At 40.7% G+C, this 12,582-nt stretch carries 4 protein-coding genes and 2 pseudogenes; 4 read left to right on the plus strand and 2 right to left on the minus strand.

The features are described from left to right. Window positions 1–154: 154 nt before the first annotated feature. Window positions 155–2,383, minus strand: a complete 2,229-nt coding sequence (locus C3B55_RS02025) for an NADP-dependent isocitrate dehydrogenase (protein ID WP_129211025.1) — start codon at window positions 2,381–2,383, stop codon at window positions 155–157. Between the two features lie 1,581 nt (window positions 2,384–3,964). Here C3B55_RS02025 and C3B55_RS04665 point away from each other — a divergent pair. Both C3B55_RS04665 and C3B55_RS02035 read left to right on the plus strand, forming a co-directional pair. After that, complete coding sequence (locus tag C3B55_RS04665) at window positions 3,965–4,135, plus strand: hypothetical protein (RefSeq protein WP_457912689.1); 171 nt, start codon at window positions 3,965–3,967, stop codon at window positions 4,133–4,135. 75 nt (window positions 4,136–4,210) lie between these two features. Then, window positions 4,211–6,483: pseudogene (locus tag C3B55_RS02035) on the plus strand (AAA family ATPase). Between the two features lie 175 nt (window positions 6,484–6,658). Here C3B55_RS02035 and infA read toward each other — a convergent pair. Further along, window positions 6,659–6,877: a translation initiation factor IF-1 gene (gene infA / locus C3B55_RS02040; RefSeq protein WP_002553999.1), complete on the minus strand. Its 219-nt coding sequence runs from the start codon at window positions 6,875–6,877 to the stop codon at window positions 6,659–6,661. A 1,919-nt stretch (window positions 6,878–8,796) separates the two neighbouring features. Between infA and C3B55_RS02045 the strand changes: the two are divergent. Together C3B55_RS02045 and lolA are read left to right on the plus strand one after the other, a co-directional pair. Beyond that, a pseudogene (locus C3B55_RS02045) lies at window positions 8,797–11,196 on the plus strand (DNA translocase FtsK). Window positions 11,197–11,263: 67 nt separating this feature from the next. Beyond that, window positions 11,264–11,887 (plus strand): outer membrane lipoprotein chaperone LolA, encoded by a 624-nt coding sequence (gene lolA / locus C3B55_RS02050; RefSeq protein ID WP_129211027.1) that lies wholly within the window; start codon window positions 11,264–11,266, stop codon window positions 11,885–11,887. Window positions 11,888–12,582 lie beyond the last annotated feature (695 nt).

Consider the following 12,582-nt stretch of genomic DNA (forward strand, 5'->3'; position numbering starts at 1 on the left):
GCCTTTCTGCTATGTAACACATCAGAAAGTGGCAGTTACTATTCAACAATAGCGGCTTAAGCAATGTGCTTGGTTGTCAAGTTATAAACTGCTTCAAATTTGTCGGTGATTGAAGAAAGCTAGACCGGAATCTGGTTTCTAGCCATCTAGAGCTTTACTTTAACTTGGCAATTGCTGTATTGAGGGTATTACTTGGGCGCATGGCTTTGCTGGTTAGCTCTGGGTTAGGCGCATAGTAACCACCGAGATTCAATGGTTTGCCATGCACAGCGTTCAGCTCTGCAACAATAGTCACTTCGTTGTCGCTCAGGGTTTTAGCTAGCCTAGCGAACTGTGCTTGCAGTGAAATGTCTTCAGTCTGGGTGGCTAAGGCTTGAGCCCAGTAAAGCGCTAGATAAAAGTGGCTACCACGGTTATCTATATTGCCGACCTTGCGCGCCGGCGATTTGTTGTTATCGAGTAACTGACTGTTAGCTTGATCTAGGGTTTTAGACAAGACCAGGGCTTCTGGATTATGATTATAAATACTAAAATGCTCTAGGGAAGCGGCTAGAGCCATGAACTCGCCCAAGGAATCCCAGCGTAAGAAGTTCTCTTCTATTAGTTGTTGCATGTGTTTTGGTGCTGAACCACCAGCGCCAGTTTCGAATACTCTACCATCATTGAGTAGCGGTATGATTGATAGTATTTTGGAGCTGGAGCCAAGCTCCATAATTGGAAACAAGTCAGTCAGGTAATCGCGAAGTACATTGCCTGTCACCGAGATAGTATTTAGACCTTTGCGAGTACGCTCCAGGGTGAGCTTCATTGCATCGACCGGCGACATGATGCGAATATCCAAGTATTCGGTATTGTGGTTTTTTAGGTAAACTTGCACTTTCTGAGCTAGCATGCTATCGTGAGATCGTCGTGGATCTAGCCAAAAGATAGCTGGGGTACTGCTGGTGCGGGTACGGTCAACAGCCAGTTTGACCCAATCTTGGATTGGTTCGTCTTTGGTCTGGCACATACGAAAAATGTCACCAGTCCCAACATTCTGTTCCATTAGTACATTACCTTTACTATCAGTAACTTGGACTACGCCTTCAGCCCCAACTTGGAAGGTCTTGTCATGGGAACCGTACTCTTCGGCTCTCTTGGCCATAAGGCCAATGTTCCGCACGCTGCCCATAGTAGTTGGGTCGAACGCGCCATTAGACTTGCAGTCTTCAATAATTGCCTGATAGATAGTGGCGTAACAACGATCTGGAATTATGGCTTTAGTGTCGCGCAGTTCGCCATCGATATCATACATTTTGCCCGAGTTACGGATCATGGTTGGCATTGAGGAGTCAATAATTACATTGTTTGGCATGTGTAGGTTAGTAATGCCTTTATCGAAGTCAACCATCGCCAGAGAAGGGCGCACGGCGTATATCGTCTGAATATCGGATTCTATCTGTGCTTGCTCGGCAGCTGACAGAGTCTTGATACGAGCATACAGGTCGCCAATGCCATTATTCTGGTTAAAGCCAATCTGTTTCAGCACGGTAGTGTGTTTAGTGATGACGTCTTTATAGAACTCGGTAACAATTTGCCCGAATATGATTGGGTCGGAAATCTTCATCATAGTGGCTTTTAAATGCACCGACAACAGTATACCTTGTTTTTTTGCGTCTTCGATTTCGCTAGCGATGAATGCACGCAGAGCTTTTTTGCTTAACACTGCGGTGTCGATAATCTCACCAGATTGTACAAAAGTTTTTTCTTTTAGAACGGTAGTAGTGCCATCTTTAGTGATCAACTCGATCTTTATAGTGTCGGTTGCTTCAATTGTTAAGGCTTTTTCGCTGCCATAGAAGTCGCCATGGCTCATGTGAGCAATATGCGATTTTGATTTAGCAATCCAAGTACCCATTTTATGCGGGTGCTTGCGTGCGTAATTTTTGACTGAGAGCGGTATGTAGCGGTCAGAGTTACCTTCGCGCAATATATGATTCACAGCGCTACCCTTAATTTTGTCGTAACGTGCGCGAATTTCTTTTTGTGTTTCTGTTATTACTATTTCTGGGTAGTCCGGCAAAGCGTAGCCCTGCGCCTGTAGTTCCTTAATCGCAGCTTGTAGCTGCGGGGTCGAGGCACTAATATTAGGTAGCTTGATAATGTTAGCTTCAGGTGTGACAGTTAGGTCGCTAAGTTCGGCAAGGTGGTCTTCCAGGATAGTTTTTGAACTCAGTTGCTCCGGAAAATTTGAGAGGATGCGCCAGGCGAGAGAGATATTACGGGTTTGTACATCGATACCAATAGAAGCAGTAAAGGCCTTGACTATAGGTAAGAGTGAATAAGTGGCTAGAGCTGGGGCTTCATCGGTGAATGTGTAGATAATTTTTGTGCTAATGGACATATTTTGGTTAACCTGTTCTTTTCTGAAAGAGTGCGTAGAAGTTCTAAATACATTGGGTAAGACGCACTCATGTAAAGTCATTTATAAGCAAAATATTAAGGTTTTGCGATCATGTTTAGTTGGATTAGTTAAACGCTACGCTGGTTAGCTATTATAATAGCTAACTCTTTCTAACGGAAGATATAGCTATAAAGCAGTCTACTATTATGGGCTTTAGGTTAGCGTCGTGGTGATTATATGCATAGGTCTAATATTTATATATTAGGTATTCATGCAAACGGTCACAGGACTTAATTGTAATCAACACTGTACGATGTGTTTAAGATGAGCTGCCTTGCCTGTTTTGCTCGCCTCGTAGCGAATTATGCTGTTTTTAATATAAAGATGTTGGGCAGTGAGATTTAAGTTGCTATGTATTTAGATTGAGCTAAGAATGTAGTTAGGTGTTCAATCAATTGATGGGGTTCAATGGTTCAGCATTCTACTACTAAAAAATTAGTTTCTAGCAGTTTGCAGCAAAATAACCGCCGATTTATGTTTATTCTTTCAATATTTTTGACTTATTAATTATCTTTACTATTAAAAAAATGATCTGCCCTGATGCGGCATCAGTTCAGTAATAACCAGAATGGTCGATGCAATTGTGAACAAAAACTTATGGCAGCAAACGCATAATATTTTATATATAGGTATATGCCAGTGAAAAGGTGACCAGAATTTACGACCAATGATACTTACCAGCTATTCCGGTAAATGCTATTGCGCTTAACTTATTGCAACGTAGATAGGCCGCTTATCTGTTCGACTCTTTAGCTATGACAGTGGGATATTATGTCGAATCGGTAATTTCTTTGAGACCGCAGCGGTGCTCGATGACATTCACGGCATTTTACCTAATAAAAGTAGATAATTGGTTAGATTAAAAGCAGCTCACTTGATTATTCAAACTGCACCAACAGACAGTGTTGGTTTCAGTTCAGACTGTGACCTATATTTTTTAACACTTGATAGATGTTGTAAAATTAGTTTTATCTTTTAGCATTAGTAGTGCAGTAATTGTATATATGTCAAGCTGTAAACCATAAAAACTGGTTAGCCTGCTAAATATTAAATTTAGAAAAACTAGTAGGCTATTTGCTTTTTTTAATTTGAGTTGGCTAGTTTGGTATTGTTAAGTTACTTGACTGTAATGTTTAATTATTCAACCCCCACTTGTACACTTGTACTACACTTCATCACTAAATATCAGCCTAATTTATTCGTCCTAACCTGAATCAATTAGGTTGACTACATATATCCTTTTACTCACTGTTAGCTCTATTAATTGTAGAGATTCGCTAATCGTCGAAATAACCGTGTTATTAGAGATTAAAAATCTAATATGATGCTTAAGATCACTGTACTTGCACTACTAATTAATTTTTTTATTTTATGCACACTTAAGTAGCTATAAATTGATTAATCTTCAATCAGTATTGCCGAGATAAGAAATATGATGATTACGATTCTGCAGATATTGTTGCCTAGGACGCAAAGCCTTGCTCTATAGGTGTCGCCGATGTACAAAATTGTTATTTAATAATGATTACACGCCTATGGAATTTTATTGTCGAAGTGCTAGGGGTGTCCTGCAGCCTGAACCGAAAGCTAGCAATCAAGGTAATTCTGGTTATTCATGTAGAAAGACTGGCAGTATGTGTGTTTACCCACGAAATCGCTGCAGCAAAGCCTATAAGTCAACTATTACGCTAGAGCAAGCCAGTATTCGCTATTCTGTGAAGTTGAGTAGAACGTTTAATTCCACTCATTTTGGTATGAGGTAAAACTATGTTGAACCGAGGGCTTTATGTAACGATTGATCTTGCTTTCCAAGAGACACATTATAAAGCGTCATGAGTTTATGATCATCTAACACTTGCTGTTAGCGCTACCGTATAATAAAGCTGCCACTACTGTTTTGCGTGCATGCGGTGCTAATTTTGACAAATTTAAACCTGATCTTCGGGAGTTTCTAGACTTCATTACGCCATTGATTTCAATGCTATAATGAAGACCCTGAAAACAGGCTAACCACAGGCCTTCAGCGAGTCTTGTAGCGTGCTGTTTTTATATGCGGAGCTCTGGCAAACGTGAAGTTAGCAGGTGCTAACGTGCTTGCAGTAATTGTTTAGCGAACAGGAAAGCCAGGCAGTGTTTTTTGCGTACACAGCAAAGCATTGTCTGTATTGATGTCGTCAACTATACGGTGCATGACCGTGCATGGTATATTTAAAATAACAAGGCACAGAGATTATGCCTAGAGTGAGCTAGATATGCAAGACGATGAGGGCAGTGAGTTTTCCTTTAGCAATCCATTGTATGTTTATGCCAGCAGACTTAATGAACTAGCATGCCTCTCCTCTAGGTGCTGGTTGATCAGCTGATATGGAGTGAACTCGAGGTTGAGTGTGTGATGCTGATCCTTGCGCGGTAGTGTAAATAGCAATTTATTGTTTGTAGGCGATGCTGGTTTGGGTAAAACCGTGATTGCCAAAGGCCTAGCTAATTGTATTGTTGACAATCAAATGTCTGATCTGTTGGCTAATAGTGTAGTTTATTCGTTAGATCTTGGCGCTGTGCTTACTGGCACTAAGTACTGTGGCAATTTTTAGAAGAGTTTTAAAGTACTGCTAGGTAAACTAAAAAAGCTTCTGCGGGCTGTTTGTTCATCGATGAAATCCATACGATCATTGGTGTTGATGCGGCGCTCGGTGGAATCATGAACGCTTTTAACTTGCTCGAGCTGTTACTGTCATCTGGTGACATCATCTGCATGGACTCGACTGCGTTTTAGAAATTTTATGTGGTTTTTTGAGAACGATCATGCCCTAGTGCGCCGTTTCCAGAAAGTTAATATGCCTGAACTTTTGATTGTAGACACCATGTGGAATACTTCTACGGCCTCAAGGGGTGCTTCTAGACATACCATGACATAGAGTATATCGATTAGGTTCTACGTGTAGCTGCTAAGTTGACAGCACATTACATTAATGATGGCAATATGCCAGAAACAGTCATCGACATGATCGATGAGGCTGACTCTTATCAGTGCTTATAGTCGACAGAGAAACGTATGAAGCGTATTTATGTTCTTTAGGTAGAGTAGTATATCGTGGCGGAAATATCAATGGTTCCGCTGAAACATGTCAATAGCTCAAATAAGGAGCTGTTGCGTAATCTTGAGCGTTACCTTGATCTTAGCTGTGTTCGGTTAAGATGCTAGACTGACGATTCGCTGTCTACTGCGATCAAGCTTTCGTGTGCAGGCCTTAAGTAACCGGATAAAACGGTTGGTTCTTTCTTATTCTTAGGCCTAACCGGTGTCGTTAAGACTGAAGCAGCGCAGCAATTAGCCGCGGCTATTAGCATCAAGTTAGCACGTTTCGACATGTCCGAACACACAGAGCACCAACCGTATCGCATTTGATTTGGTGCGCCGCTTGGTTATATCTAGTTTAACCAGGCAGTCTGTTAACTGAAGCAATCACCAAGCAACTACATTGCGCACTATTGTTTGACGAAATATAAAGGGCCTATCCTGAAGTTTTCAATCTACTATTGCAGATTATCGATCAAATTACCCTTTACCGATAATAATTGGCGTAAGGTAAATTTCCGTAACATTATCGTAATAATGACTACTAATGCTGGTGCTGAAATCGCTGCGCTGGCCTCTATTGGCTGTACTTATAAAGATTACTTATTTGATGCGACAGAAGTAACCAAGCAAAGTTTTATGCAGGAGTTCCGCAACTGTCTGGATGCTATCATCCAGTTTAGTAGCCTCAGCCATGAGTCTACTAAAGTTATCGTAGATAAATTTTTTATCGAGCTTCAAGTGTAGCTGGAAGACAAACGTGTGCAGCTGGATACCACAGATGCGGTACGTAACTGGCTATCACAAGACAATTATAACCTAGCAATTAGCGTTCGCCCAATATGTCGCGTAATACAGAATAAGATTAAGCGGCTACTAGTGTAAGACATGTTATTTAGTAGGCTTGTAGATCAGTGGTGACGTAATGCATGTCGACCTAAAGGATAGCTACTTAACCTTTTAATTTGCAGTCATAACTGAAATAGTCTGAGGCATTATCTCAACAAAGTCAGACTTGTTGAGAAAAGAATTTTGCGATCTCGAAACCACTGTATATTTAAGATTAACCTAATTTCGTTTGCTTGGATAAATCTAGCATACAACATTTTAGTTATACTTGGTGTTTTGTATTAACCGGCTTAACGGGCGCGATAAGTAATGCGCCCTTTGCTTAAATCATAAGGCGTCAGCTCAACGCGTACTTTGTCACCGGTAAGAATACGAATATAGTTCTTGCGCATCTTACCGGAGATATGCGCAGTTACGACGTGCCCATTTTCTAACTCCACACGAAACATGGTGTTTGGTAGAGTGTCGACGACAGTACCTTCCATTTCGAAGCTGTCTTCTTTCGACATGAAGTAAAGTCCTCGCTATTCAGTGATATGATTCAGAGCAACCGCTTCAAGCATAAAGCGATGTGTATTATGCTTGAAAACAGTATTTAAGCCAAGTGGTTTTATTGAAGCGTTACTAATTTTTTATTGAACTAATTAATATTGAGTCTTTAAGTTTATTCGTAAAGTGTATTTTGTTGTAGTTCTTGATTTATCAGCCTAAGATATCTGCCTCAAGTTTCAAGTATGACGTTTCATTAATTTTTTTAAGGAATTACATAGTAGTTGAAAGTTGCGGCGTTTTTGTCGGCTCATAGAAGGCCTAACCGTTAGGCTAGTAGATTCATTACGGCTATTTGCCGGCAGGCTAAACAGCCTAGGTGAAACTTATCGTAGTGCGAGAAAAATTGGTTGCGCACCAGGAACGTCAAAAACTGATAGCGGATGAGCGTGAATATGTCACTATTCAGCTTGGTGCTGTTTAATGTAGCGCTAGTCAAGATCCCAATATTTTAGCTGTATTGAAAGCTAGTAGCAATGATCTTCAAGTCACCACCGAATTGAACGCTCTTCTATAAAATGTTCGGTATACTTTTCATATCTATTGGCTGGCTGGTTCATAGTTAATGTAAAGTTAACATATTGTAATCTGCTCGTGTGGCAAATATTTGCAAAAGTTTATTTGAGCAGAATAAAACTTCAGGCGCGCTAGTTTAGTTATAGTTATTTTTCTGGATAAGCCTTCTAATGAGTGCATGCTAAGCATGCGTAAGTTACCTGAGAAATCTATAATTAAGAGATTAATTAATCTAAATAATTATGCAGTAAATTAGCGAATTTACTGCTTGATATAGTGCAAGCACTGAAGCTGTGCAGATGCTTATTGATCGTCTGGCAGATGATTATCATAAAACCTCAAGATTTGTAGATAGTTGGTTAACTTAACAAAGATACATTTGGAGGTATGATTAAAGCGGCTAAAGTTGGATTCACCAAGGAATAATTAACTTATGGTTAAGCCATACAGGCTACCGGCTAGCTTGCTATTTGCTTTAGACCTTCATGGAGTGTGTGTATCTGTGCTTTTATAGCGTACAGTACATACTTTGTATGCTCTGTGGATATTTTTGGTAATTTAAGCTTACTCAGAGAGTAAGCGCCGGGCGCTACACAGGCAAGAGTAACTGCATTTAAGTCTTAGCCAAAGTTTACTATTATTATAACGTTCTTGCAAATAGTTTTTCTAGGCTGCGTGACACGTGTGGTATTCTTCTAGAATACACTGTGCATGGGTCTCTATGTCCCCTAAAGTATTAATTGGCTTGCGGCGAACAATGGGAAACATTAATGACGATAGGCATGCATTAATTGCTAGCTGGCAGGTTAGCACCGGCTAGTAGGCAGGCAATTAGATTTGTGCATGGCCTTTGGTCAGTAAGGTGGTGGTAAAATATAGTTGTTTTGCAGGAAAGTCAGCACGGCATCCTAGCTTAGAGCTGGGTGATTAAACGACATCGTGTGGACAGCTCGAATTGAGTATCGGCAAGCAACAGCGATAACGAAGACTTTTGCAATGCAATCTCTCAAGCGAAATTGTAATCGAGTTTGGGTTTTTGCGGGTTATCTGCTAAAATCGTTAAAGTCATTAAAATAGCTCTGCAGCGTTTGTCGGTACACATAATACGTAATCAAATTTAACGTATATCATAAACACTTTAATTAATTGTCTAGAGTGCTTATTAATTAGTCTAGTGCATAGCATAGCGCATAAAAACTCTTACAGTACAGCTTTTATTGTTGCGTTATCGTTATTTTACTTGCTTATTACAGAAGCATGAAAAATAAATTTAACAATATTTATTTATTTTTTCAGCTGCTTATATTGAGTAGTGTGGTCATGCAATTAATAAGCGTACTTAAAGTGTAGGAATAGACTTGTTTTGAAGAAAGCCGTCGCAACAACACCTAGAGCAGCAGTTACGCCTAGCTGGCGTCAGCACTTGAATGATCGACTGAAAGAAGGTGCGCTGATCGCAATTAGCGCCTTATGTTTGTTCCTGATGATGGCCTTACTAACTTACGGTAAAGATGATCCTGGCTGGAGCCGCAACAGTAAAATTGAATACGTACAGAACTTCTGCGGCTTAGCTGGCTCTTATAGCGCCGATATTCTGTTTATGGCACTAGGTTACTTTGCTTATATTGTACCGCTGCTGTTATCGATCAAGACTAAGCAGATATTTAGTCAGCGTTATAAGTCATGGCAGTGGAGCAGCTGGTTGTTGTGTTGGCGCCTAATCGGCTTAGCATTTTTAGTGTTATCTGGTACAGCGCTTGCGCATATTCATTTCCATGGATATACCAGTCTGCCAGCAGGCGTAGGCGGAGCACTAGGCAAAAGTCTAGGAGACCTGGCATGCAGGACGCTGAACATCTATGGCAGCACCTTGATGTTTATCGCTATATTGATGTTTGGCTTTACGCTGTTTATTGATCTGTCGTGGTTCAAGGTGATGGACATGATAGGTAAAATTATCTTTGATCTGCTCAAGATATTTCAAAGCGCTACTAACTGTTGGTGGTTACACCGTGTTAATAGCAAGCGCATAGTCGCACAACTGCGTGAAGCGGATACTAGTTTTAATGAAGTTTTAGCTAAGAGCATGCTCGAAAGATGCATGCACGCCAAGCTGAAAAAGCGCTTTATCGAGTCTGAACAAGAAATAAGCAAGTATATGCTAGATCGCAAAAAGTATTTACCACCAGTGATCGTCCAGGCACCAACTAAGATGCTTAAGCCGAACTGCCACGTGCAAAAAGAGAAACAGACACCATTATCCATAGTTAAAGCTGTTGAAAGTACATTACCATCGCTCTCAATTCTTGATTTTGCTGAAAAGCAAACACTTAACTATTCACCCAAGTCTTTAGTGACTCTCGGTCATCTACTAGAAAGCAAGCTAAAAGAGTTTGGTATTGAAGTGTCTATTGACTCGATACATCCTGGCCCGGTGGTCACCAGTTACGAAATTCAACCTGCTGCCGGCGTCAAGGTTAGCCGCATCTCTATCCTAACCAAAGACTTGGCTCGCTCTCTAGCTGTTACTAGTGTGCGTGTAGTAGAAGTGATTCCCAGCAAAACTACTGTGGGCATAGAAATTCCAAACGAAAACCGCCAGATCGTGCGTTTTTCTGAAGTGTTGCTGACGCCGGAATATAATAATTTTCAATCACCTGTTACCCTTGCTCTCGGCCATGATATCGGCGGTAAACCAGTAATCGCTGATTTAGCAAAAATGCCGCATTTATTAGTTGCTGGTACTACTGGTTCTGGTAAATCGGTAGGCGTTAACGCAATGATTTTATCGATCTTGTTTAAGTCTGGTCCAGATGACGCTAAGATAATAATGATCGACCCGAAAATGTTGGAATTATCGATCTATGAAGGGATTCCTCATTTGCTTTGTCCGGTAGTGACGGATATGAAGGACGCCATTAATGTCCTGCGCTGGAGCGTGATTGAGATGGAGCGTCGTTACAAACTTATGGCAAAAATGGGTGTACGAAATATCTCAGGTTTTAATGCTAAAGTTAAAGCAGCCAAAGGCGCTGGCACACCGTTGACTGATCCGCTGCACAAATGCGAAAGCATCCACGATACAGTGCCGTTGCTAACTAAGATGCCTATTATTGTGGTAGTAGTAGACGAATTTGCTGACATGATGATGATTGTTGGCAAGAAAGTTGAAGAGCTGATTGCACGTCTTGCCCAGAAAGCTCGTGCTGCCGGTATTCATTTAATCCTGGCAACTCAACGGCCGTCTGTGAATGTGATCACTGGTCTAATTAAAGCTAATATCCCGATGCGGATAGCGTTCCAGGTCTCTAGTAAAATTGACTCGCGTATTATAATTGACCAGGGTGGCGCTGAGCAATTATTAGGCCACGGCGATATGCTCTACATGTCACCTGGTGCTAGTCTGCCAATTCGGGTTCACGGTGCCTTCGTTTCTGATGAAGAAGTGCATCGTGTAGTAGAGGCCTGGAAACTACGCGGTGCGCCAGAATACAACGATGATATTCTTGCTAGCATTAGAGAGACTGATAATGGCTTTGATGGTGATAGCGGTAGTTAGTGACAAGGATACTAAAATAGATGTCCTCTACGAGGTAGCCGTTGCCTTCGTGCTTACAAGTCGCCGCGCCTCTATCTCTGCGGTGCAGCGTAAATTAAAAATTGGTTACAACCGTGCTGCCAGCATGATCAAGACTATGGAAAGGCTAACCTTATTACTTCAATGAACACTAATGGTTCGCGTGAAGTTATCGCTCACGGGTAAAGCACGACCAGCTACAACGTTGCATAAGTAGCATATGGTATTTCTTAACGCCTTAAATGAGGACTTCATGTACCTTATCCGCATGTTTTTGTTATCAGTGCTAGTTGTGACTGCTGTGTCTGCTCACGCTGATTTAGCTTCAGTGGCTAGCCTGAGCAACCTATTAGAGAAATCAAAAACTATAACTGCATGTTTCTCTCAGTTGACACTAGATGCTAGCGGTACTAGTTTACAACAAACTAAAGGCGAAATAGTCGTACAACGTTATGGGTTACTTTACTGGCATACCGAAGGTAAGGCTGAGCAGACTATAGTTTATGATGGCCAGAAGGTTATGCTGTGGGACCCTGATTTAGAGCAGGCAACTATTAAGAAATTAGATTCACGTTTGAACCAGACACCAGCATTATTACTATATGGAGGTGTATCAAAAATTAAAGACAGCTTCGATATTACTTCTAAGCAAACCAGTAACGTGATCGAGTTTACCCTTACGCCAAAATCTAAGGATACACTTTTTGATAGTGTGCAGCTTTCATTCAACAATGGTGTAATCAATAATATGCGCCTGATCGACAGCGTCGGTCATTTTACGGATATTCTTTTCTCAAACGTCAAAGTCAACGGCGCTATTGATGCATCCAAGCTCAATTTCATCATACCAAATAATGCCGATGTGATTCAGGAATAACCTGCCTAGAGGCTTAAAATGTTGTTTATGGATTTACGTCGAGGCGAATTAGTTGTTTAGTCTATAGTATTGATTCGTTCAACTAACTCAAGTAAGTGGTAAGGTTTACAATATTAACTAGCTTGTGGCAGCTCAGTACGTTAAGTCAAAAGTATGACGCGTTGAATTTGATGAGTATATTGGGACATTAGCATGGTAAACAAATCACTGTTTCGATGATGCTATAAAAGTTTTATGCACATTTTAAGATAGTTTTAGCGGTGCTGGCTAGAGTCAAAAAAATATCTTGTTAATCAGTTGAAGTCGCTAAATAAAAGACTGGGTAATAAGGCAAGTGTATTATGCTTAATATAGAAAAAGTTTGTAGTTTCAACGCTTTAAACGGTAGCAGCAGAATGCTTTTGCTAGCCATCTAACATGGTGCATTGATTTTTTATTAGCATGATCACTGAAAATCTTTTATTGAAATTAATAACGCCTTGCTCTCGCAAGCAAGCGTCCATATGTTTAAAAGGCTTAATAAAATAGTTACACGGAAGTTCTTGAGTTTTACTTTGAGTTAAGATAATAGCCTAAATTGGTGCTAGCTTAGTCTTAGCGATAAAGATTTTAAGAGTGTGCAGGGTTGGTGTCACTGATATTGACGATTGCCATATTCTTTATGTGCTGAAAAAATTTTCAACTTCGCTAAAGAT

The sequence above is a fragment of the Candidatus Pseudomonas adelgestsugas genome (assembly GCF_004124255.1).
Classification (GTDB): Bacteria; Pseudomonadota; Gammaproteobacteria; order Pseudomonadales; family Pseudomonadaceae; genus Aquipseudomonas; species Aquipseudomonas adelgestsugas.

Coding starts and splice junctions, on each gene's coding strand:
- C3B55_RS02025 (WP_129211025.1), bottom strand. CDS start 2,383: ATGTCCATTAGCACAAAAATTATCTACACATTCACCGATGAAGCCCCA.
- C3B55_RS04665 (WP_457912689.1), top strand. CDS start 3,965: ATGATTACACGCCTATGGAATTTTATTGTCGAAGTGCTAGGGGTGTCC.
- infA (WP_002553999.1), bottom strand. CDS start 6,877: ATGTCGAAAGAAGACAGCTTCGAAATGGAAGGTACTGTCGTCGACACT.
- lolA (WP_129211027.1), top strand. CDS start 11,264: ATGTACCTTATCCGCATGTTTTTGTTATCAGTGCTAGTTGTGACTGCT.